This window comes from Azospirillum doebereinerae, from assembly GCF_003989665.1.
Classification (GTDB): domain Bacteria; phylum Pseudomonadota; class Alphaproteobacteria; order Azospirillales; family Azospirillaceae; genus Azospirillum; species Azospirillum doebereinerae.
In genome coordinates, this window is the sequence record NZ_RZIJ01000002.1 from 235,253 (window position 1) to 256,904 (window position 21,652).

Annotated in this window: 24 protein-coding genes and 1 riboswitch; of the genes, 4 read left to right on the forward strand and 20 right to left on the reverse strand. The window is 68.3% G+C overall.

All coding sequences use genetic code 11. The features are described 5' to 3' along the window. Positions 1 to 9 precede the first annotated feature (9 nt). Entirely contained in the window at positions 10 to 1,641 is a 1,632-nt protein-coding gene (locus tag EJ913_RS04340) for an ABC transporter ATP-binding protein (protein WP_126995129.1), read from the forward strand. Here the strand turns inward: EJ913_RS04340 and EJ913_RS04345 are convergent. After that, the gene (locus EJ913_RS04345; protein WP_126995131.1) at positions 1,638 to 2,198 is read right to left on the reverse strand and encodes a pseudouridine synthase; all 561 of its coding nucleotides are present in this window, start codon (positions 2,196 to 2,198) and stop codon (positions 1,638 to 1,640) included. The genes EJ913_RS04340 and EJ913_RS04345 overlap by 4 nt on opposite strands. Before the next feature lie 87 nt (positions 2,199 to 2,285). Between EJ913_RS04345 and EJ913_RS04350 the strand changes: the two genes are divergently transcribed. Then, positions 2,286 to 3,212: a 2-hydroxyacid dehydrogenase gene (locus EJ913_RS04350; RefSeq protein WP_126995133.1), complete on the forward strand. Its 927-nt coding sequence runs from the start codon at positions 2,286 to 2,288 to the stop codon at positions 3,210 to 3,212. Between the two features lie 11 nt (positions 3,213 to 3,223). On the opposite strand, the gene EJ913_RS04355 is transcribed toward EJ913_RS04350, so the two are convergent. The 5 genes from EJ913_RS04355 to thiC all read right to left on the reverse strand — a co-directional run bounded on the left by EJ913_RS04355 (position 3,224) and on the right by thiC (position 8,999). Further along, on the reverse strand, positions 3,224 to 3,694 hold the full coding sequence (locus EJ913_RS04355) for a MarR family transcriptional regulator (protein ID WP_126995135.1): 471 nt from the start codon (positions 3,692 to 3,694) through the stop codon (positions 3,224 to 3,226). 160 nt (positions 3,695 to 3,854) lie between these two features. Then, positions 3,855 to 4,364, reverse strand: a complete 510-nt coding sequence (locus tag EJ913_RS04360) for a hypothetical protein (RefSeq protein WP_126995137.1) — start codon at positions 4,362 to 4,364, stop codon at positions 3,855 to 3,857. A gap of 46 nt (positions 4,365 to 4,410) precedes the next feature. Further along, positions 4,411 to 5,433, reverse strand: coding sequence for a flagellar motor switch protein FliG (fliG, locus tag EJ913_RS04365; RefSeq protein ID WP_126995139.1), 1,023 nt, complete (start codon positions 5,431 to 5,433; stop codon positions 4,411 to 4,413). 164 nt (positions 5,434 to 5,597) lie between these two features. Then, on the reverse strand, positions 5,598 to 6,989 hold the full coding sequence (locus EJ913_RS04370) for a leucyl aminopeptidase family protein (RefSeq protein WP_126995141.1): 1,392 nt from the start codon (positions 6,987 to 6,989) through the stop codon (positions 5,598 to 5,600). Between the two features lie 270 nt (positions 6,990 to 7,259). Next, positions 7,260 to 8,999: a phosphomethylpyrimidine synthase ThiC gene (gene thiC, locus EJ913_RS04375; protein ID WP_280531372.1), complete on the reverse strand. Its 1,740-nt coding sequence runs from the start codon at positions 8,997 to 8,999 to the stop codon at positions 7,260 to 7,262. Between the two features lie 128 nt (positions 9,000 to 9,127). Beyond that, positions 9,128 to 9,261, reverse strand: a riboswitch (TPP riboswitch). Positions 9,262 to 9,360: 99 nt separating this feature from the next. On the opposite strand from thiC, the gene EJ913_RS04380 reads away from it, so the two are divergent. Continuing rightward, entirely contained in the window at positions 9,361 to 10,281 is a 921-nt protein-coding gene (locus EJ913_RS04380; protein ID WP_126995143.1) for a DMT family transporter, read from the forward strand. Between the two features lie 18 nt (positions 10,282 to 10,299). On the opposite strand, the gene EJ913_RS04385 is transcribed toward EJ913_RS04380, so the two are convergent. The 3 genes from EJ913_RS04385 to argB all read right to left on the reverse strand — a co-directional run bounded on the left by EJ913_RS04385 (position 10,300) and on the right by argB (position 12,689). Next, entirely contained in the window at positions 10,300 to 11,283 is a 984-nt protein-coding gene (locus tag EJ913_RS04385; RefSeq protein ID WP_126995145.1) for a magnesium transporter CorA family protein, read from the reverse strand. Between the two features lie 157 nt (positions 11,284 to 11,440). Further along, a complete protein-coding gene (locus tag EJ913_RS04390) occupies positions 11,441 to 11,737 on the reverse strand; it encodes a hypothetical protein (protein WP_126995147.1) in 297 nt (98 codons plus the stop codon). Between the two features lie 52 nt (positions 11,738 to 11,789). Continuing rightward, on the reverse strand, positions 11,790 to 12,689 hold the full coding sequence (gene argB / locus EJ913_RS04395; protein WP_126995149.1) for an acetylglutamate kinase: 900 nt from the start codon (positions 12,687 to 12,689) through the stop codon (positions 11,790 to 11,792). 159 nt (positions 12,690 to 12,848) lie between these two features. Here argB and EJ913_RS04400 point away from each other — a divergent pair, with 159 nt between their 5' ends. Continuing rightward, the gene (locus EJ913_RS04400; protein ID WP_126995151.1) at positions 12,849 to 13,058 is read left to right on the forward strand and encodes a hypothetical protein; all 210 of its coding nucleotides are present in this window, start codon (positions 12,849 to 12,851) and stop codon (positions 13,056 to 13,058) included. Here EJ913_RS04400 and EJ913_RS04405 read toward each other — a convergent pair. The 11 genes from EJ913_RS04405 to ffh all read right to left on the reverse strand — a co-directional run bounded on the left by EJ913_RS04405 (position 13,034) and on the right by ffh (position 21,550). Further along, positions 13,034 to 14,308 carry a cation:proton antiporter domain-containing protein gene (locus tag EJ913_RS04405; protein ID WP_126995153.1) on the reverse strand — a complete coding sequence of 425 codons (1,275 nt, stop codon included), beginning with the start codon at positions 14,306 to 14,308 and terminating at the stop codon, positions 13,034 to 13,036. The genes EJ913_RS04400 and EJ913_RS04405 overlap by 25 nt on opposite strands. 6 nt (positions 14,309 to 14,314) lie before the next feature. Then, entirely contained in the window at positions 14,315 to 14,977 is a 663-nt protein-coding gene (gene yihA / locus EJ913_RS04410; protein WP_126995155.1) for a ribosome biogenesis GTP-binding protein YihA/YsxC, read from the reverse strand. A gap of 105 nt (positions 14,978 to 15,082) precedes the next feature. Further along, positions 15,083 to 16,819 carry a membrane protein insertase YidC gene (yidC, locus tag EJ913_RS04415; protein WP_126995157.1) on the reverse strand — a complete coding sequence of 579 codons (1,737 nt, stop codon included), beginning with the start codon at positions 16,817 to 16,819 and terminating at the stop codon, positions 15,083 to 15,085. Positions 16,820 to 16,877: 58 nt separating this feature from the next. Then, positions 16,878 to 17,198 (reverse strand): membrane protein insertion efficiency factor YidD, encoded by a 321-nt coding sequence (yidD, locus tag EJ913_RS04420; protein WP_244939237.1) that lies wholly within the window; start codon positions 17,196 to 17,198, stop codon positions 16,878 to 16,880. A gap of 19 nt (positions 17,199 to 17,217) precedes the next feature. Then, positions 17,218 to 17,643 carry a ribonuclease P protein component gene (gene rnpA, locus EJ913_RS04425; RefSeq protein ID WP_126995161.1) on the reverse strand — a complete coding sequence of 142 codons (426 nt, stop codon included), beginning with the start codon at positions 17,641 to 17,643 and terminating at the stop codon, positions 17,218 to 17,220. Between the two features lie 7 nt (positions 17,644 to 17,650). After that, positions 17,651 to 17,785 (reverse strand): 50S ribosomal protein L34, encoded by a 135-nt coding sequence (gene rpmH, locus EJ913_RS04430; RefSeq protein ID WP_085555993.1) that lies wholly within the window; start codon positions 17,783 to 17,785, stop codon positions 17,651 to 17,653. Between the two features lie 102 nt (positions 17,786 to 17,887). After that, the gene (gene rplS / locus EJ913_RS04435) at positions 17,888 to 18,295 is read right to left on the reverse strand and encodes a 50S ribosomal protein L19 (protein ID WP_126995163.1); all 408 of its coding nucleotides are present in this window, start codon (positions 18,293 to 18,295) and stop codon (positions 17,888 to 17,890) included. A gap of 41 nt (positions 18,296 to 18,336) precedes the next feature. Further along, positions 18,337 to 19,152 carry a tRNA (guanosine(37)-N1)-methyltransferase TrmD gene (gene trmD, locus EJ913_RS04440; protein WP_126995165.1) on the reverse strand — a complete coding sequence of 272 codons (816 nt, stop codon included), beginning with the start codon at positions 19,150 to 19,152 and terminating at the stop codon, positions 18,337 to 18,339. After that, positions 19,149 to 19,733: a ribosome maturation factor RimM gene (gene rimM / locus EJ913_RS04445; protein ID WP_126995167.1), complete on the reverse strand. Its 585-nt coding sequence runs from the start codon at positions 19,731 to 19,733 to the stop codon at positions 19,149 to 19,151. The genes trmD and rimM overlap by 4 nt, the downstream gene beginning before the upstream one ends. Before the next feature lie 25 nt (positions 19,734 to 19,758). Beyond that, positions 19,759 to 20,112: a 30S ribosomal protein S16 gene (rpsP, locus tag EJ913_RS04450; protein WP_126995169.1), complete on the reverse strand. Its 354-nt coding sequence runs from the start codon at positions 20,110 to 20,112 to the stop codon at positions 19,759 to 19,761. 73 nt (positions 20,113 to 20,185) lie between these two features. Next, positions 20,186 to 21,550 carry a signal recognition particle protein gene (gene ffh / locus EJ913_RS04455; RefSeq protein ID WP_126995171.1) on the reverse strand — a complete coding sequence of 455 codons (1,365 nt, stop codon included), beginning with the start codon at positions 21,548 to 21,550 and terminating at the stop codon, positions 20,186 to 20,188. Positions 21,551 to 21,652: the final 102 nt, after the last annotated feature.

Consider the following 21,652-nt stretch of genomic DNA (forward strand, 5'->3'; position numbering starts at 1 on the left):
GCAACGCCCATGAGCCAGAACCCCGACCTCCTCTCCGTGCGCGGCCTCCAGGTGGAGTTCCGCTCCGCCCACGGCGCGATGAAAGCCGTCAAGGGCGTGTCCTTCGACATCTCCAAGGGAGAGACGGTCGCCCTGGTCGGCGAATCCGGGTCCGGCAAGTCGGTCACGGCGCTGTCGATCCTGCAACTGCTGCCCTACCCGATGGCGCACCACCCGGCCGGCTCGATCCGCTTCGGCGACACCGAGCTGATCCGCGCCGAGGAACGCACCCTGCGCGGCGTGCGCGGCAACCGCATCGCCATGATCTTCCAGGAGCCGATGACCTCGCTGAACCCGCTCCATTCCATCGAGCGGCAGATCAACGAGACCCTGTTCCTGCACAAGGGCCTGTCGCGCGCCGCCGCCCGCGCGCGGACGCTGGAGCTGCTGCGGCTGGTGGGATTGCCCGACCCGGAAAAGCGGCTGACCGCCTACCCGCACGAACTCTCGGGCGGCCAGCGCCAGCGCGTGATGATCGCCATGGCGCTCGCCAACGAGCCCGACCTGCTGATCGCCGACGAGCCGACCACCGCGCTCGACGTCACCATCCAGGCGCAGATCCTGCAATTGCTCAAGGACCTGCAACAGCGCTTCGGCATGGCCCTGCTGCTGATCACCCACGATCTGGGGGTTGTGCGCAAGATGGCCGACCGCGTCTGCGTGATGAACCAGGGCGAGATCGTCGAGCAGGCCAAGGTCGCCGACCTGTTCGTCCGCCCGCAGCACCCCTACACCCGCAAGCTCCTCTCGGCCGAGCCGCGCGGCAACCCGCTGACCCCGCCCGACAACGCCGCCGAGGTGATGGCCGCCGACCGTTTGAAGGTGCATTTCCCGATCAAGAAGGGGCTGATGCGCCGCACCGTGGACCATGTCCGCGCGGTGGACGGCGTGTCGGTCACCGTCCGCCAGGGCCACACGGTGGGCGTCGTCGGCGAATCGGGATCGGGCAAGACGACACTGGGGCTGGCCCTGCTGCGCCTGCACGCCAGCGAAGGCGCCATCCGCTTCGACGGCACCGACATCCAGGGTTGGCAGGCGAAACGGTTGCGCCCGCTGCGCCGCCAGATGCAGGTGGTCTTCCAGGATCCCTACGGCAGCCTGTCACCCCGCCTGTCGGTCGGCCAGATCATCGGCGAGGGGCTGGGCATCCACGACCTCGGCGACCGCGCCGACCGCGACGCCCAGGTGGCCAAGGCGCTGGAGGAGGTCGGGCTCGACCCGTCCAGCCGCCACCGCTACCCGCACGAGTTCTCCGGCGGCCAGCGCCAGCGCATCGCCATCGCCCGCGCCCTGGTGCTGAAGCCGAAATTCGTGGTGCTGGACGAGCCGACCTCGGCGCTCGACATGTCGGTGCAGGCGCAGATCGTCGATCTTCTGCGCGACATCCAGGCACGGCACAACCTCGCCTACCTGTTCATCAGCCACGACCTGCGCGTGGTGCGGGCGCTGTCCAGCCACGTCATGGTGATGAAGGACGGCAAGGTGGTCGAGCAGGGGCCGACCCAGCGCATCTTCGAGGAGCCGCGCGAGGCCTACACCCGCGCCCTGCTGGCCGCCGCACTGAATCTGGAGGCGATGACCTCGCCGGAGGTACGGACCTAACGCCGGCCCTTCGGCGCAACAGCGACCTCGCGCCATTGGCCGGGCGCCAGCCCGTCCAGCGTCCAATCCCCGATCGACCAGCGGATCAGCCGCAGGGTCGGGAAGCCGACCGCCGCCGTCATCCGGCGAACCTGCCGGTTGCGCCCCTCGCGCAGGGTCAGCGCGATCCAACTGGTCGGGATGGCGGCGCGGAAGCGCACCGGCGGATCGCGCGGCCACAGCCCGGCGGGCTCCTCCATGCGGCGAACCTCGGCGGGCAGGGTCGGGCCGTCCTTCAGCGTCACCCCGTTGCGCAGGGCCGCCAACGCCGCGTCGGTCGGCACGCCCTCCACCTGCACCCAATAGGTCTTGGGCATCTTGTTCTTCGGCGCCGCGATGCGGGCGATCAGCGCGCCGTCGTCGCTCAGCGCCAGCAGCCCCTCGCTGTCGCGGTCCAGCCGGCCGGCGGCGTAGACGCCCGGCACCGGGACATGGGCCGCCAGGGTCGGCCGCCCCTGGTCGTCGGTGAACTGGGGCAGCACGCCATAGGGCTTGTTCAGCAGGATCAGGCGCGGCACGGACATCCTCTCGGGGAAGCTTCACGCGGGAATCGGAAAGGCGCTATGGTCACCGCCTTTCACTCACCTATAGCAGGGGGACCGGTCGTGACGCTTCTGTTCTGCTCCGCCAGCGACAACGCCGAGGTCTGGCGGTCCGAGATCGCCAAGCGCCTGCCCGATCTGGAAATCCGCGTCTGGCCCGACATTGGCGATCCCGCCGACATCCGCATGGCGCTGGTGTGGAAGCCGCCGGCCGGGATGCTGGCCGGGCTGCCCAACGTGTCGCTGATCGTCTCGCTCGGCGCCGGGGTGGAGCCGCTGCTGGAGGACCCCACCCTACCCGACGTGCCGCTGGTCCGCATGGTGTCGGACGGGCTGACGGTGGACATGGCCGGCTACGTCGCGCTCCAGGTCCTGCGCTGGCACCGGCTGGTGCAGGAATACGCCGACCTCCAGGCGGCAACGCGCTGGGAGCCGATGGACCACAAGCCGGCCTCGGCGGTGACGGTCGGCATCCTCGGCCTCGGCGAGCTGGGCGCCGCCTCGGCCCGCACGCTGCGGACGATGGATTACCGGGTGCTGGGCTGGAGCCGAAGCCCGAAGAACCTGGACGGGGTGGAGAGCTTTTCCGGTGCCGACGGCTTGGCGGCGATGCTCGGGCGGACCGAAATCCTCGTCTGCCTGCTGCCGCTGACGGGGGAGACCCACGGCATCCTGAACGCGGAGTTGTTTGCCGCCCTGCCGGCGGGCGCCGTCGTGGTCAACGCGGCACGCGGCCGGCATCTGGTGGAGGAGGATCTGCTGGCGGCGCTCGACTCCGGTCGCCTGCGCGGGGCCAGCCTGGACGTCTTCGTCACCGAGCCGCTGCCACCGGACCATCCCTTCTGGCGCCACCCGAAGATCGTCATCACCCCGCACGTCGCGGCGATCACCCACCCGTCGCTGTCGGCCGAACAGGTCGCCGAAGCCGTGCGCGCCTTCCGGGCCGGGCGTCCGCTGCCCAATCTGGTGGACCGCAAGCGCGGCTATTGAACGGGCGGCCGTTAAACGGACAGACCGGCCAGCGCCTCGTCGGCGGGTTCCGCCGACGCGGTCTTGCCGGAGAGGAGATCGGCCTCCAACCGGGTTTTGGCGGCGTCGGCCAGCGCCTCCTCGGCGCGGACACGGGTCATGTCCTCCTCGGTGACGGCCCCGGCGGCGATCACCAGCTCGGCGAAATCGGAGAGGAAAACGCTGCCCCTGACGGTGCGCTGGACCAGCACGTTGCGCTTGTCATCGAGGTCGCGCTTGCGCTTGACGAAGCTCAGCACCGACAGTCGGTCGAGCGCGCGGGTCACGGCGGGTTTGGAGATGTTCAGGGTCGCGGCGAGACCGCGCACGGTGTGGGGCGGGTCGGTCAGGTAGACCTGGAGCAGGATCGCCAACTGGCGGGCCGAGAGGTCCGGCCCGTCCTGCCGCACGCTGGCGACCAGCGCGGTCCGCCACAACCCGAGCGCCTTGAGGTTCCGTGCCATGCTTCCCCCACCAAGCCCGTGCCCGGACCCGCAACCGGGACACGCGCGCCGAGTGTGGCGTAGCCATCCTACGCAGGCAAGCCTTTCGCGGCGGGCTGGACGATCAGGGGGGCGTGCTGTGTCGGACGAGGCGTGAACAGCGGCGAGGCGACGGGGCGACTCAGGGAGCGGCGGCGCGCACCATGAAGAGCTTTCCGGACCGGCGCCTCACAAGCGAGGCCAGGACCGGATCGTCCCGAACCTCTCTCCGGAAGAGAGCGACGCTGGCGCAGAGCGCGTCGGCCAAGTCCTCGATCCTCACGACCACGTCGGTCCGGCCCGAAATTTCGGCGCCTGCCGTCGGCTCGGGCTTATCCCGATGCCCCCAGCTGTAGAAGATCCGCCGGGCATTGCCATCGTCGCTCAGCGACGACTCCGCGGTTGCGGTGTGCACGATCCCGCAGCGCGCGGCGTAGAGGTCGAGACCGGAAACGCCGATGCGTTCCTGGCAACCCATATGGTGCTCCGCCCATTTGATGAACTGACGCTTGCCGGTCTTCTTCACCAACGCCGGCCGGGAAAGGGCGGCCATGATGTCGATGCCCGTGTAGATCAGCACCAAAGCCGGCGTTCTGAGATCGTTGTCGAGACACAGCGCGATGGCGTCGAGATGGTCGTCGACCTTGCTCAAGAGGTTGTCCGCGCTCACGGTGCTGGCCCCAAAGCCACCGCCCCGATCAATAGATCAGTTCGTTCTCGCCGCTGCCTTCCGCCAGGACGATTTCGCCGCGCGCCGCCAGATCCTTGGCGAGTTGCACCATGTACATCTGCGACTCGTCCACCTCGCGGACACGCACCGGCCCCATCGCCGCCATGTCCTCGCGCAGGATCTTCGCCGCGCGTTCCGACATGTTGGAGAAGAACAGGTCCTTCAGCGTCTCCGACGCGCCCTTCAGGGCGGTGCCGAGCTTCTGCTTGTCGACGGTACGCAGCATGGTCTGCACACCGCTCGGGTCCATCTTCGACAGATCCTCGAAGGTGAACATCAACGACTTGATGCGCTCGGCGCTGTCGCGGTTGCGCTCCTCCAGGGCCGCCATGAAGCGGTGCTCGGTGGTGCGGTCCAGGCCGTTGAAGATTTCCGCCAGCATCTCGTGGCTGTCGCGGCGGCTGGTGCGGGCGAGGTTGGTCATGAACTCGGTGCGCAGCGTGCGCTCCACATCGTCCAGGACCTCCTTCTGCACGGCCTCCATGCGCAGCATGCGCATGATGACCTCCATTGCGAAGCTTTCCGGAAGCTGGGTCAGCACGCGGCCGGCGTGTTCCGGACGGATCTTCGACAGCACCACCGCGACGGTCTGCGGGTATTCGTTCTTCAGGTAGTTGGACAGGACCGACTCGTTGACGTTGGCCAGCTTGTCCCACATCGTCCGGCCGGCGGGACCACGGATTTCCTCCATGATCTGGTCGACCTTGTCCTTGGGCAAGGTCTTCATCAGCAGCCGCTCGGTCGAATCGAAGGATCCGACCAGCGACCCGGTCGCCGACATCTGCTCCGCGAACTCGACGAACAGGCGCTCGATGATGTTGGCCGACACGGTGCCCAGGTTGGCCATCACCTGGGACAGCTCCTTGATCTCCTCGTCGTCCATCATCGAGAACAGCTTGGTGGAGTGCTCCTCGCCCAGCGCCAGCATCAGGATGGCGGCCTTCTCCGGGCCGGTCAGGGTCCGGTAGTCCTCACGAACCTTGAGCGCCATCTCTCCGCCTCCACCAATCCGCCGCGCCGTTCCGGCCGGCCGCCCCGCCATCTACCCTTATGTTGTAATACGTTCCGAATCGACGTGCCATCCCTTCGGCGGGCCAAAGAAGAGACAATTTTAACCAAAACCGCCCGAACTGCCGAAGGGATGACCAAATCGTTTTAGCCGAAGCGCTTGGCGATCACTGCGTAGGCCGCGCGCAGGCCCAGCGCCTCGCCGCCCTCCGGCCGGCCGGGCCGGGCGGCGCCGTTCCAGGCGTAGGTGTCGAGATGCGCCCAAGGCGTGGTCTTGCCGACGAACTCCTGGAGGAACAGCCCGGCGGTGATGGCGCCGGCGAAACCGTGGGTGGTGACGTTGTTGATGTCGGCGACCTTGCTGTCCAGTCCCTTGCGGTAGGAGGCCCAGAGCGGCAGCCGCCACATCGGGTCGTCGACCTCGGTCCCCGCCGCCTGGAGATCGGCGGCCAGCGCATCGTCGTTGCACAGCAGCGCCGGCAGTTCCGGCCCCAGCGCGACGCGGGCGGCGCCGGTCAGGGTGGCGAAGTCGATCAGCAGGTCGGGCTTCTCCGAATCGGCCTCGGCCAACGCGTCGCACAGGATCAGCCGGCCCTCGGCGTCGGTGTTGCCGACCTCGACGGTCAGGCCCTTGCGGGTCTTCAGCACGTCCATCGGCTTGAAGGAATCGCCCGAGACGACGTTCTCCACCGCCGGGACCAGCACGCGCAGCCGCACCGGCAGCCCCGCCATCATCACCATGCGGCCGAGCGCCAGCGCGTGCGCGGCGCCGCCCATGTCCTTCTTCATCATCAGCATGCCCGAGGACGGCTTCAGGTCCAGCCCGCCGCTGTCGAAGCAGACGCCCTTGCCGACGATGGTGACCTTTGGGTGGACCGGGTTGCCCCAGCGCAGGTCGATCAGGCGCGGCGCGCGCGGGCTGGCGCGGCCGACCGCATGGACCGCCGGATAGTCGCGGTCGAGCAGGTCGTCGCCGACGATCACGTCGAAGCCGGCCTGGAACTCGTCGGCGAGAGCCTTGGCCGCATCGGCCAACTCGGCCGGCCCCAGGTCGCAGGCGGGGGTGTTGACGAGGTCACGGACCAGGAAGGTCGCGGTGGCGGCGCGCTCCACCTCGCCCCGGTCGGCCTCGGCAGGCCAGACCAGACCGGCGAAGCCCTTCTCCGGCTTGGCCGGATCGACCTTCTTGTAGCGCCCGAATCGGTAGCTGCCGAGCGCCCAGCCCAACGCGACGCGGGTCGCCGCCCGCCGGTCGAGGTCGGCCTCGATGCGGTAGGAACCGGCCGGCAGCGCCGAGGGCAGACCGGCGAAAGCCCACAGGTCGTCGGGCGCCGAGACCCCCACCAGCACGCGGGATACCACGCCGTCAGCCCCCGGCAGGAAGGCGGTGGAGCCGGCGTCTCCGGCGAAGCCCACGGCCTTGACCCAGGCGGCGACGGCGGCCGGCTGGGCGGCTAGCCAGTCCGGCAGCCCGGCCTTGGTGACGGGGGTGAGGGCGACGGTGTCCGGTGCCTCGACGGCGAGCAGGGTGGCGAGCAAGACAGGCGGTCCTTTCCGCGAATTCGACAGTCGTGGAGGTAAGGATGGCGCGCGCCGGTCCGGCTGGAAAGGGGGGAATGCGGGAACAGGGCAACGAACTCAGAGGAGGATCGCCTTGAGACACGGATGAACACGGATATCCACGGATGAACACGGATCGAAGATCTGCTTGTTTCCGTGTTCATCCGTGGGCCGGCACCGCCGGCATCCGTGTTCATCCGTGTCAAAATCCTTCCATTTTCGTCCCATACCGCACGAAAGACCGGTTCCTCACGCCATGGGCTGGTAGATCTCCCCACCCGACGACCGGAACCTCTCCGACATCTCGGCCATGCCCGACGCGGCGGCGTCGCGGATCTCCTGCGTGATCTTCATCGAGCAGAATTTCGGTCCGCACATCGAACAGAAATGCGCGGTCTTCGCCCCTTCCGCCGGCAGGGTCTCGTCGTGGAAGGACTCCGCCGTGTCGGGGTCGAGCGCCAGCGCGAACTGGTCGCGCCAGCGGAACGAGAAGCGCGCCCGCGACATGGCGTCGTCGCGCAGCCGCGCCGCCGGGTGGCCCTTCGCCAGATCGGCGGCGTGGGCGGCGATCTTGTAGGCGATCACCCCCGCCTTCACGTCGTCGCGGTCGGGCAGGCCCAGATGCTCCTTCGGCGTGACGTAGCAGAGCATCGCCGTGCCGAACCAGCCGATCATCGCGGCGCCGATGGCGCTGGTGATGTGGTCGTAGCCCGGCGCGATGTCGGTCACCAACGGCCCCAGCGTGTAGAAGGGCGCCTCGCCGCACAGGGTGAGCTGCTTTTCCACGTTGTGCTTGATCTTGTGCAGCGGGACATGGCCCGGCCCCTCGATCATCACCTGCACGTCGCGCGCCCAGGCGATCTTGGTCAGTTCGCCCAAAGTCTCCAACTCGGCGAACTGGGCGGCGTCGTTGGCGTCGGCCTGGCTGCCCGGCCGCAAGCCATCGCCCATCGACAGCGCCACGTCGTAGGTCCGGCAGATCTCGACGATGTCGGCGAAGCGATCGTAGAGGAAGTTCTCGCGGTGGTGCGACAGGCACCATTTGGCGATGATCGACCCGCCGCGCGAGACGATTCCCGTCACCCGCTTGGCCGTCAGCGGGATGTGGGCGAGGCGCAGACCGGCGTGGATGGTGAAGTAGTCCACCCCCTGCTCCGCCTGCTCGATCAGCGTGTCGCGGAACAGCTCCCAGGTCAGGGCCTCGGCCTTGCCATTGACCTTCTCCAAGGCCTGATAGATCGGCACGGTGCCGATGGGGACCGGGGCGTTGCGCAGGATCCATTCGCGGGTCCGGTGGATGTCGGCGCCGGTGGACAGATCCATCACCGTGTCGGCGCCCCAGCGGATCGCCCAGACCATCTTTTCCACCTCCTCCTCGATGGAGGAGGTCACGGCCGAGTTGCCGATGTTGGCGTTGATCTTGGTCAAGAAATTACGGCCGATGATCATCGGCTCGGATTCGGGGTGGTTGATGTTGGACGGGATGATCGCCCGGCCGCGCGCCACCTCGTCGCGCACGAACTCCGGCGTCACCAGATCGGGGATCGAGGCGCCGAAATCCTCGCCGTCGCGCGGGGTCTCCAACGCGGCGGTGCGGCCGAGGTTTTCGCGGATGGCGATGTACTCCATCTCCGGCGTGACGAGGCCGGCCCGCGCGTAGGCCATCTGGGTCACCGCGACGCCGGGCTTGCCGCGCAGAGCGCCTCCCTCGGCCGTGTCCACGTCCTTGCGGGCGAGAATCCAGTCGCGGCGCAGCTTGGCCAACCCGTCGCGCACGTCGATGCGGACCGCCTCGTCCGTGTAGGGGCCGGAGGCGTCGTAGACGGTCAGCGGCGGCTCGCCCCCGCCCAGGCAAATCTCGCGCATGGCGACGCGGAGGTCGGGGAAGCGGGCTCCCGCCGCATGCCGCTTGCGCGAGGCGGGCAAGGGACCGGTGGAAAGGCGGACGGCGGTCTGGTCGAAGTCTTGGGTGTCGAAGTCTTTGGGCACGGGGTTTCTCCGTCTTGGCGTTGGGCGGCGGACAAACCCGGGACAAGACGGAGGCGATGGATCGCGGAGGACGGAGTCGGCCCAAGAAGTCCGGCCGGCGAATGGCCGGCGGGGGTGACCTCGGGCGGTCCGGTCGCGTGTTCCCTCCCTTCGCCGGTATGACCCGGATCAGGTTCGAAGGGTCACCACGCTGCCGGATGCACAATCATGCTGCCGGCTGTTGGTATCTCAGCCCCCTGTCGGGACCCCCCTGGAATGCGCGGGATGATGCGCGAACGCACGGCTGCCGTCAAAGGAAAGCGCAACGGATTGTCAGCAGGCGGAATTAGCATGCGGCGCAATCACGACAGAGCGGGCGGTCATGGCGGACGAAACGGTGGACGGCAAACGGCGCAACGCCTCCCGGACGGGGCCGAACCCCACGGTGTACGCGCAGTTGGCCGGCATCGTCCTGGTCTGGGGCGCCAACTGGCCGCTGATGAAGCTGGCGCTGGTCGACATCGGGCCGCTGGCCTTCTGCGCCGTGCGTCTGGTCGGCACCGTGGTCAGCGTGGCGGCCCTGTCGCCGATCCTGCGCTTTCCCCTCCTGCCGCATCGTGGCGAGCGCCTGATGCTGGCGGTGGTCGGGTTGCTCCAGGTCGCCGCGATGATGGGGCTGAGCAACATCGGCCTCCAGTTCGTCACGCCGGGCCGGGCCTCGGTGCTGGCCTACACCATGCAGATGTGGGCCCTGCCGCTGGGCTTCCTGCTGCTGGGCGAGCGCATCACACGGCGGAAGGCGACGGCGGCGCTGCTGGCCTTTGCCGGGGTGGTCGTCTTCTTCAATCCGACGCTGGTGAACTGGAACGACACCAACGCGCTGATCGGGAACGGCTTCCTGCTGGGCTGCGCGGCGAGTTGGGCCTTGGGCGCCACGCTGTACCGCCGCCGGGTGTGGCGGACGCCCTTCTGGACGCAGACCCTGTGGCAGATCACGGCCAGCGCGGTCGCCCTGGTGCCCCTGGCTCTACTCACCGAATCGGGCCACCCCATCCACTGGTCCTGGTCGCTGACGACCATCATCGCCTACAACTGCCTGATCGCCACCGGGCTCGGCTATTGGTGGTGGGGCAAGGCGCTGTCGGTGATGCCGGCCAGCCAAGCCGGGCAGATCGTCTGCCTCGTGCCGGTCACGGCCCTGCTGCTGAGCGCGGTCTTCTACCACGAGCCGCTGAACCTTGGCGTGCTGCTGAGCGTCGCGCTGATTGGCGGCGGGATCGTGCTGACCGCGCGGGCGCGCTGACGCCCTATAGCCTGGAGATTACAGCCAGCGCCGCAACCGTACGAAGATCATCGGCAGCAGCGCCGACAGCAGCATCAGCAGCAGACTTGACGGGTAGCCGTGCGGCTCGTCCGACCCCGGCATGGCGGTGAAGTTCATGCCGCAGATGCTCGCCACCAGGGTCGGCGGGAACAGCAGCACGGTGATGATCGAGACGATCTTGACGATCTCGTTCTGCTCGACGTTGATCCGCCCCAGCGCGCTGTCGAGCAGCAGCGCCACCTTGCCGGCCTGGAAACCGGCGTACTCGTCCAGCCCGGTCACGTCCTGCAACGCCGTGCGCGCCCAGCGCCGGGTCGATTTGCCGGCGCTCCAGCCTTCGTTGCGGGCGAAGAAATCCAGCATGCGGTTGAGGCTCGCCAAGCTGACGCGGGCCTTGCCGATCAGATGACCGGCGTGGCCGATGCGTTTGAGCGTCTGGCTGTCGTCCAGCGTCTCGCCGCGCGAGCGCAGCGTGCGGCCCCGGAAGTTGCGGCGGTTGATGGCGTCCAACTCGATCCCGGTGCGGCGCAGCACGGCGGCGGTACGGTCCACCATGCCCTCGACCAGGGCCGCCAGCACCGCCTCGCCCTTGGGATAGGGCAGATCGCCGTGGGTGGCGCGGCGGCGCAGCGCCAGGAAGGCCTGCGGGTCGATGTGGTGGATGGTGACCAGCCGCCGCCCGGCCAGGACGAAGCTGACCGTCGCGATGCGCGGCTCGTCGGTGTCCGCCCAGACCAGCGCCGTCACGGTCATCGACAGGACGCCGTTCACCACGCGCAGACGGCTCGACTCCTCGATCTCCGCCATCTGCTCGCGGGTGGGGAGAGGCGCGCCGATCATCGCCTCGGCGCGGGCGAGTTCGTCCGTGGTCGGGTTCAGCAGGTCGAGCCAGACCGTTCGGGGCGGCACCGGGTCGGAGGCGGTGTCGGCCTCCTTCGCCCAGCGCAGGAAACCGCCGTCGTTGATGAAGACGTGCAGCATGGGCGGCTCCTGGAGTGATCGGGTCGTTGGCCCCCTCCCCATCCCTCCCCCGCTTCGCGGGAAAGGGGGTGGAATTCTTGTCGGCGTTCGGCGGCAGTCCCCTCTCCCGCCAGAGGCGGAGGAGAGTCAGGGAGGAGGAAAGCGGCTTCCCACCGAATTACGTCAACCGCCCGCCTCGTTTGGGCTTCGCCGGAACCGGTGCTTCAGGCTCCGCCTTCGGCGCCTCCAGGTCGAGCGCCGCGCCCTCCTCCTTCAGCGCCTGCTCCAGCTTGCGGCGGAAGGCGCCGCCGTCCTGCCGGGCGTCGAGGAAGTGGCTCACCGCCTCCTTGGCGCTGTCGCTGTCGTAGGGAACCTTGCCGAACACGGCCAGCTTGGCGCGCTCCACCAGCTTGGGATCCATCTTCTCGCGGATGGCCCGGATCTGGCGGAGCAGTTCCTTGCGCGGATCGGACATGGCGGGACGTCCCCCTCTTCCCGGTGGAAAAACGTCCCCACCATATGGGGCGTCAGGCGCGCCCGATCAGGGTCCCTGCACCGCCCTCGGTGAAGATCTCCAGCAGCAGCGCGTGCGGCACCCGGCCGTCGAGAATCACCGCCGCGTCGACGCCCTGCTCGACGGCCCCGATGCAGGTCTCGATCTTCGGGATCATGCCGCCCGACGCGGTGCCGTCGGCGATGGCCGCCTGCGCGGTCTCCAACGACATCTTCTCGATGAGGACCTTGTTCTTGTCCAGCACGCCCGCGACGTCGGTCAGCAGGAAGAAGCGTGTCGCCTTCACCGCCGCCGCGACGGCGCCCGCCGCCGTGTCGGCGTTGATGTTGTAGGTGTCGCCCTTCTCGTCGAAGCCGACCGGCGCGATCACCGGGATGATGTCCGACTTGCCCAGCGCGTGGAGGATCTCCGGGTTCACCTTGTGCGGCTCGCCGACGAAGCCCAGATCCAGCACGCTTTCGATGTTGCTGTCGGGGTCGCGCTGCACGCGCTCCAGCCGGCGGGCGGTGATCAGGTTGCTGTCCTTGCCCGACAGGCCGACCGCGCGGCCGCCGGCGCTGTTGATGGCGGCGACGATCTGCTTGTTGATCGAGCCGGCCAGCACCATCTCGACCACCTCGACCGTCTCCTTGTCGGTGACGCGCAGGCCGTCGATGAAGCTCGACTTGATCTTCAGGCGGTCGAGCATCTGGCCGATCTGCGGGCCGCCGCCATGGACGACCACCGGGTTGATGCCGACTTGCTTCATCAGCACGATGTCCTGGGCGAACAGCTTGGCCAAGCTGGCGTCGCCCATCGCGTGGCCGCCGTACTTGATGACGAAGGTGCTTCCGGCGTAGCGGCGCATGTAGGGCAGCGCTTCGGACAGGGTGCGGGCCTTGGCGAGCCACTCGTCACGGGTCGGATTCTGCACGGGGGATGCCCTTCGTCGGGATGGACTGTGGCGCTTCTTTAACGGAAAGCGGACGCCGTTGCCTAGTGGGGTTTTTATGACGGAGCCGCGTCAAGGAACCAAGCGGACGGACGGACGGTTGGAGGGGGCGACCCGCGCCACACCCACCGGGAGCACCCCATGGACGACCGCAAGATGCCCTTGCCCAAAAGCCCCTTCATCGAAGCGCTGAAGAGCAACCCGCACGACAACGCGCGCGACGCGGAACGGCTGCTCGACTCCCCCGACCGCAAGGAGGTGACGGAGGCGAACCAGCGGGCCGCCCCCTCCGACAAACCGCGCGGCCAGCAGGACCCGCTGACCGTTCAGAACATGCGCAAGCCCATCTGACCGGCGCCTTCGCGGCGCGGGGCCAGCCGTTCCATAAGACGGACGGAAGGCTGGGTCAGCGCCGTGACCGCCACCGCCATCAGCACCATTGCGGAGAAGCAGGCGGGCGACAGCACCCCGGCCTCCAGCAAAATGGTCAGGACGATAACCTCCATCAGCCCCTTGCAGGGCATCAGCGCGCCGAGCCGCAGCGCGTCGGACCAGCTTTCCCCGGTCAGCCGCGCCGGGATCGCGGTTCCCGCCATCTTGCCCACCAAAGTGACGGCGCTCGCCAAGCCGAACACCGCCCATTGCGCCGGGTCGGACAGGTCGAGCGTCACCTTCAGCCCGGTCAGGGTGAAGAAGAAGGGCAGCAGGATCAGCGTGGCGAAATGCTCCAGCCGCTCCAGGATGGCGGCGGCGAAGCGGCGCGGCATGGCGGTGCCGGCGACGAAGGCGCCCAGGATGTAGTGCAGCCCGATCAGCTCCGTGACCGTCGCCGAAGTGAGCAACGCGGCGCAGGTGACGACCACCGCCGTGTCGCCAATTTCGCCGGTCGGCGCCACGCGGTCGAACAGCCGCTCCAGCAGCGGCCGCACCATCAGCACCGTCACCGCGACGTAGGCGAGGCCCAACAGCGCCACCCACAGCATCGCCCAGCCGCCATCGGCGGTGGCCCAAGCCAGCACCCCGGTGATGAACAGCCAGAGCAGCGCGTCGTTGACGGCGGCGTAGCCCAGCGCCATCCGGCCGATCCGGTCGCCCAGCAACCCCATCTCGCGCAGGATGGCGCCCAGCACCGGCAGCGCGGTGACGCCGACGCAGATGCCGAAGCCGGCGGCGAAGACGCCGGGCGTGGCGCGCGGCCCGGCCATGCCGGGGAAGGTCCCCGCCAGCCACCAGCCGAGCGCCGTGCCGAGGATGGTCGGCACCGCCATGCTGGAGATGGAGACGGTGGCGAAGGCCTTGCCGCGTCCCCGGAACTCGGCGGGGTCGAGGTGCAGCCCGGTCAGGAAGGCGAAGAACAGCACCGCCAGCAGCGACAGCCCGGACAGCGGCGCCAGGGCGGAAGGCGCGAACAGCGTGCTCCACAGCTCCGGCGCCGCCCGCCCCAGCAGCGAGGGGCCGAGCGCGATGCCGAACAGGATCTGGATCACCACCATCGGCGCGATGTGCCGCGCCCCGGCCAGCCGCCACAGCAGGAACGGCCCGGCGATCAGCACCAGGGCTTGCAGCAGGAACAGCAGGGCGGGCGTCAGCGCGACGGTCATGCCGGCCTACTCCGCCGCGAGTTGAGCCAAGCTGGCCCGGAGTTCGGCGATGCCGACGTTCTTCTCGGAGCTGGTGACATGGATGTCGGGGAAGGCGGCCGGGTGCTTCTTCAAGGCCGCCTCGGTGGCGCGGCGGATCGAGTCCAGCTCGTTCGATTTGACCTTGTCCATCTTGGTCAGCACGACGACGTAGGGCACGGCGGTGCGGTCGAGCATCTCCATGATCTCCTCGTCGTTGGGTTTCAGCCCGTGGCGCGAGTCGATCAGGACCAGCGCGCGGCGCAGCGTGACACGGCCGCGCAGGAAGCGCTTCACCATGTCGTTCCAGGCCGCGACCTTCTCCTTCGACTCCTTGGCGTAGCCGTAGCCCGGCATATCGACCAGCTTCAGCCGGTTGCCCAGGTTGAAGAAGTTGAGCTGCTGCGTGCGCCCCGGCGTGTTGGAGGTGCGGGCCAGGGTCTTCCGCCCGGTCAGCGCGTTGACGAGGCTCGACTTGCCGACGTTGGAGCGGCCGGCGAAGGCGACCTCCGGCAGGTCGGCCTCGGGAAGCTGCTCCAGCTTGTCGGCGCCCCAGACGAAATCGCATTCCTTGGCGAACAGCAGCCGCCCGGTTTCCAGCGCGGCCTCGTCGAAGCCGGAGACGAGGCTGGGTTTGTTCGGGGTGGTCATCGGGCGGCCCTTCTCGTGCGAACGCTGTAAAAAAAGATACCGCCGGCGAACGTCCGCACAAGGGGAACGTCGGCCGGCGGTCCTGTCATCCGAAAACGCGCTGGATCAGACCTTCACGCCCATGCGCTTCATGATCGTCCACTGCTGCAACACCGACAGCAGGTTGTTCCAGGCCCAGTAGATCACCAGACCGGCCGGGAAGCCGGCGAGCATGAAGGTGAAGACGATGGGCAGGAACTGGAAGACCTTCTGCTGCACCGGGTCCGGCGGGGCCGGGTTCATCTTCTGCTGCAGCCACATGGTCACGCCCATGATCAGCGGCCACAGGCCGAGGTGCAGCATGGCGGGCGGATCCCAGGGGATCAGGCCGAACAGGTTGAAGATGGTCGTCGGATCGGGCGAGGACAGATCGTGGATCCAGCCGAAGAACGGCGCGTGCCGCATCTCGATGGTCACGAACAGCACCTTGTAGAGCGAGAAGAACACCGGGATCTGGATGATGATCGGCAGACAGCCCGACACAGGCGAGACCTTCTCGCGCTTGTACATGGCCATCAGTTCCTGGTTCATCCGTGCCTGATCGTCACCGAACTTCTCGCGCAGCTCCTGCATCTTGGGCTGGAGCGCCTTCATCTTGCTCATCGCCTTGTAGGACTTGTTGGCGAGCGGGAAGAAGACGGCCTTGACGCAGATGGTCAGCATCAGGATGGCGATGCCGAAGTTGCCGATCACGCGCGCGAAGAAGTCCAACGCGTAGAAGAACGGCTTGGTCAGGAAGTAGAACCAGCCGAAGTCGATCGCGAGGTCGAAGTTCTTGATGCCCAGCGAGTCGGCGTAGCCGTCGAGCAGCTTGACCTGCTTGGCGCCGGCGAACAGGCGGCCGGTCTGCTGGATGGACGCGCCCGGCGCGACCTCCACGGCGGCGCCCATGACGTCGGTCTGGTAGCGTTCGGTGTTGCCCGTGCTGGTGTGAACGTAGCGGGCGGTGACCTTCTCCTTCTGGTCGGGGACCAGCGAGACCAGCCAGTACTTGTCGGTGATGCCGATCCAGCCGCCGGTGGTCTCCTTGGCGATGGTGCCGGCCTTGCGCAGGCTGTCGTAGGATTCCTCCGACAGCTTGCCGTCGAAGACACCGAGCGGGCCTTCGTGCAGGATGTAATAGCCGGACGTGTGCGGCGTGCCGCTGCGCGAGACGAGGCTGTAGGGCAGCAGGCGCACCGGCGCCGCCCCCGTGTTGCGCACCGTCTGCGTCACCGTGAACATGAAGTCGGAATCGACCGCGACCTGCCGCTCGAACACCAGCCCCTGACCGTTGTCCCAGGTCAGGGTCAGCGGCTTGGCGGGGGTCAGGGTGGTGGCGTCGGCGGTCCAGGCGGTCTTGTCGTTGGGCGTGGCGACCGCGCGGTCTTCCGGCACCCAGCCGAACTCGGCGTAGTAGGCCTGCGGCGTGCCGGCCGGGGCCAGCAGCACGATCTCCGGGCTCTTGGGGTCCGGGGTCTCGCGGTAGGTCGCCAGCGTCAGGTCGTCGATGCGCCCGCCCACGAGGTTGACCGAACCGTGCAGCGACGGCGTGTCGATCTTCACCCGCGACCCGGCAGCAACCTGCTCGGCCACCAGCGTGGCGCGGTCCTTGGCGACCTCGGCGGCGGCGCCGGGCACCTGGGCACCCGGAGTGCCGGGCACGCCGGGAAGCGGCGCGACGGTCTGCTCCGTCTGCGCGGCCTGCTGGGCGGCGAGTTGCTTCTGCTGCTCCACCCGAGGCTTCTCGTAGAAATACTGGAAGCCGAGAAGGATGGCGATCGACAGGGCAATCGCGATGATGAGGTTGCGTTGGTCGGTCATGGCGTCCCGGTTGCCGTGGGGCCTTTGAAAAACGATAGGCGGCGTTTGCGCGGACTAGTTACGGGTTTTCGCGACGCGCGGCAACAGTCGCCTGCCCGCAACAGCCCCCGTCATGATGATGAGCGGTGTCCGCCGGACCGGGGCGTGCTGCACCCGGAACCGGATCCCAGCCCTCCCCGCCCCAGGGATGGCAGCGCGCCAGACGGCGCAGGGCCAACCAGCCGCCACGGAGCGCGCCGTGCGTTTCGAGCGCTTCGATGGCGTAGCGGGAGCAGGTCGGCTGGAACCGGCAATGCATGCCGATGAAGGGCGAGAGCGTCCAGCGGTAGAGATAGACCAGCGCGCGGAGCGAGTGGGCGAGCGGGCTGAGGCGGGGCACGGTCAGGCCTCCTCTCGGCTCAGCCCTCCCCCGCCTGGACGGGGGGCGCATCGGGAAGCGAAGACGGCGGCTCCCGCCACAGGCCGAACCGCTTCAAGCCGGCGGTCAGGTCGCCGAGCAGGTCGAGCCACGGCCGTTCGGCCGTGCCGCCGCGCGCCACGAGCACGAAATCATGCCCCGGCAAAGCGAAATGCGGAAGAATCTGGCGGGCCGCCTCGCGCAAGCGGCGGCGGGCGCGATTGCGCACCACCGCATTGCCGACCTTGCGGCTCGCCGTCAGGCCAAGACGGATCACCACCTTGCCATCGGCAGGGCGTTGCCGGTCGTCGTGCCGACGCACCTGGAGAATCAGGCCGGGCGCCACATGCTTTCGCCGTGTCCCGGCCACGGCCAGAAACTCCGGCCGGCGCATCAGGCGCCCGACCGCGCGGTCCGGCGCCGTCATCGCGGTCTTAGGCGCTCAGGACCTTGCGGCCGCGGGCGCGGCGGCGGGCGATGACCTTGCGGCCGCCAACGGTCGCCATGCGGGCGCGGAAACCATGGCGATGCTTACGCACGATGTTGCTGGGCTGGAACGTGCGCTTCATGGCGCCTACTCCTCAAAACGAGATGGATGATGTCGGTGCAACGAAGGCGCCCGGCCGAGGCCGGACACCCACGTCTATGAACCTGCGAGAAACGCTCGGGCCTTACTCGGCCGCAGCGGACTTCTTGCTGACGCGCGGCGTGATGCCGTGGCCGGTGGTGCGCTCGGTGATGCGCGCCGCCTTGCCGCGCAGGTCGCGCAGGTAGTACAGCTTGGCGCGGCGAACGGCGCCCTTGCGGACCAGTTCGATCGAGTCGATGCGCGGCGAGTAGAGCGGGAACACACGCTCCACGCCTTCGCCGTAGCTGATCTTGCGCACGGTGAAGGAGGAGTTCACACCGGCGTTCTTGCGGGCGATCACGACGCCCTCGTAGGCCTGGACGCGCTCGCGCGTGCCCTCGACGACCTTCACGTTCACGCGGACGGTGTCGCCCGACGAGAAAGCGGGAATGGTCTTGCTGCCGAGAGCCTTCTCGATCTGCTCCTGCTCGATCTGCTGCAACAGGTTCATAGCACTATCCCTTTTCATTCGGTGCGCCTCGCGGCGGACCGTCACTCCGGTTTTGGATCACGCCGGCGAACCTGCCGTCGACCCTTGTTCGTATCGCTCGCGTTCCTGGCCCGGCGAGCCGCCTCGTAGAGCGACCACAGGTCCGGCCGTCGGGCCTCCGTGATCCTCTCCGCCTCGGCGAGCCGCCAAGCCCGTACCTTTTCGTGATGCCCGGACAGCAGAACCTCCGGCACGCCACGCTCCACACCCTGCCCGTCGGTCCAGACCGCCGGCCGGGTGTAGTGGGGGTATTCCAGCAACCCCCGCTCGAAACTCTCTTCCCCCGCCGTCTCCGTGTTGCCCATGACGCCGGGGAGCAAACGCACCACGGCATCGATCAGGCACAGAGCGGCGGGTTCCCCGCCAGACAGCACGAAGTCCCCGAGGCTGACCTCTTCGAGGCCATGCGCGTCGAGAACCCGCTCGTCCACCCCTTCGTACCGGCCGCAGAGCAGCGTGACCACCGGGGTGGCCGCCAACTCCTTGACCAGTTCCTGGTTCAGCACCCGTCCGCGCGGCGACAAGTAGATCGCACGCCCGCGTCCCGGCGCCCCCACAGGCCCGGCCGTCGCGGCCAAGGCCGCGTCCAGCACGTCGGGCCGCATGACCATGCCGGCCCCTCCGCCGAAAGGGGTGTCGTCGACGGAGCGGTGTTTATCGCGCGCGAACGAGCGAATGTCCACCGATTCCAGCGCCCACACCCCATTTTCCAACGCTTTCCCGGCCAGACTCTGGCCGAGCGGACCCGGAAACATCTCCGGGAACAGCGTCAGAACCTTCACGGTCCAGGCGCAAGGTCCGGCGGCGCCGTGATTCACGGCCCGCCCTCCCCGGCCTCTTTCCCGTCCTCGTCCGAGTCACCCTCATCCTGACCCTCGCGGGCCTCGATGACGGCGGGCAGATCGACGACGAGTCGCCCGTTGCGGACGTCCACCACCGGCACGCAGGCCTTGGAGAAGGGCAGCATCTCCAGGGCGCCCGAAGCGATCCGGATCTCCAGGACGTCGCCGCCCCCGAAATCGTGGATCGCCTTGACCGTCCCGTAGAGGCTTCCGTCGGCGAGTTCCGCGCGCAGACCGACGAGGTCGGCGTGGTAGAACTCGTCCTCGTCCCCCGTGTCCGGCAGAGCCGAGCGGTCGACGTGGAGCAGGACCCCGGCCAGGGCCTGGGCCTGTTCGCGGCTGGTCACGCCCTCGACCTTGGCCAGGAAGAGTTCCTTGGCCTTGCCCTGGAGCGTCACCCGGAACGACCGGCCGCCCGTCTCATCGACGAGCGGGCCGTAGGACGCCACGGCGGCGGGATCGCCGGTGAAGCTCTTCAGCTTCACCAGCCCCCGCACGCCGTGCGATCCCGCGAACTGGCCGACGCAAACCTTGCCGACAGGAACCTTGGCAGACATGGTCGGTGCGTCCGGCGGTCAGTCTTTAGGCTTCGGCGGCGGCGCGGGCGGCGGCCTCGGCCTTCAGACGCTCCTGGGCCTTCGCCTTCGGGGCCGACTGCTTGGGCGTCTCGCTGAAGGCGCGCTTCTCGATCAGGCCGGCGTTGGCGAAGAACAGGGCGACGCGATCGGTGGGCTGGCCGCCGACCGACAGCCAATGCTTGGCGCGCTCGGCGTCGAGCACGATGCGCTGCTCGTGGTCACGCGGGAGCATCGGGTTGTAGGTGCCGATCTTCTCGATGAAGCGGCCGTCGCGCGGGCTGCGGGCGTCGGCGACGACGATCGCGTAGAACGGACGCTTCTTCGCGCCACCGCGAGCCAGACGAATCTTGAGAGCCATGGGTCGAAACACTTTCTGTTAGAAACGTTGAACACCAAGCGCGCGAAACGCGCGGTCACTACATCCGGTACGCCTAGAACGGCGACCGGAAATTCTTCGGCAGAAGGCCTTGCAGCCCTTGGCGCATCAGGCCCTTCTTGCCCAGCTTCTGCACCTGCTTCATCATCCCGCGCATGGTCTCGAACTGCTTGAGCAGCTTGTTGACCTCCTGCACCGAGGTGCCGGAGCCGGCGGCGATGCGCTTGCGGCGCGAGGCCTTGATGATGTCGGGGGTCTTGCGCTCCGCCTTGGTCATCGAGGAGATGATCGCCTCCTGGCGCTTGATCATCCCGTCGTCGATGTTGGCGTCCTTCATCTGGTCCTTGATCTTGCCGATGCCGGGCAGCATCCCCATCAGGCCGGACATGCCGCCCATCTTGCGGAGCTGCTTCATCTGCATCGCCATGTCGTCCAGATCGAAGCCGCCCTTCTCCATCTTGCGGGCGAGCTTCTCGGCGTCCTCCTTGTCGATCGTCTCGACGGCCTTCTCGACCAGCGACACGACGTCGCCCATGCCGAGGATGCGGCCGGCGATGCGGTCGGGGTGGAACGGCTCCAGTTCGTCGATCTTCTCGCCGGTGCCCAGCAGCTTGATCGGCTTGCCGGTGATCTGGCGCATCGACAAAGCCGCACCGCCGCGCGCGTCGCCGTCGATGCGGGTCAGCATGATGCCGGTGATGCCGACCTTGTCGTTGAAGTTGGTGGCGACCGTCACCGCGTCCTGGCCGGTCATCGCGTCGGCGACCAGCAGCGTCTCCGCCGGCTTGGTCGCGTCGCGGACCGCCGCGACCTCGGCCATCAGCTCCTCGTCGATCGACAGCCGGCCGGCGGTGTCGAGCATGACGACGTCGTAGCCTTCCAGCCGGCCCGTCTCCAAGGCGCGCTTGGCGATGGCGATGGGGTCCTGGCCGGGGACGATGGGCAGCGTCGCGACGCCGACCTGCTCGCCCAGCACCTTCAACTGCTCCTGCGCGGCCGGACGACGGACGTCCAGCGAGGCCATCAGGACCTTCTTGCGCTCCTTGGTCTTCAGGCGGAGCGCGATCTTGGCGGTGCTGGTGGTCTTGCCCGAGCCCTGGAGGCCGACCATCAGGATCGGCACCGGGGCGGCGGCGTTCAGGTTGATCTCGACGCCTTCGCCCAGCATCTCCACGAGGTTGTCGTGGACGATCTTGATGACCTGCTGGCCGGGGGAGATCGAACGCAGGACCTCCTGCCCGACGGCGCGCTCCTTGACCTGGGCGACGAACTGCTTGACCACCGGCAGGGCGACGTCGGCCTCCAGCAGCGCCACGCGCACTTCGCGCATGGCGGCGGAGACATCCTCCTCGGTCAGCGCGCCACGGCGGCGCAGCTTGTCGAAGATGTCGCCCAGACGTCCGGTCAGGCCTTCGAACATGAGGTCACGGTTCCCAAAAGCTTCGGTTCCATCACCCGCACAAGCGCAAAAGCGCCAGTGCGCGACAACTCGCGGACTGGCGGAGATACCCGGCGTGGGGCC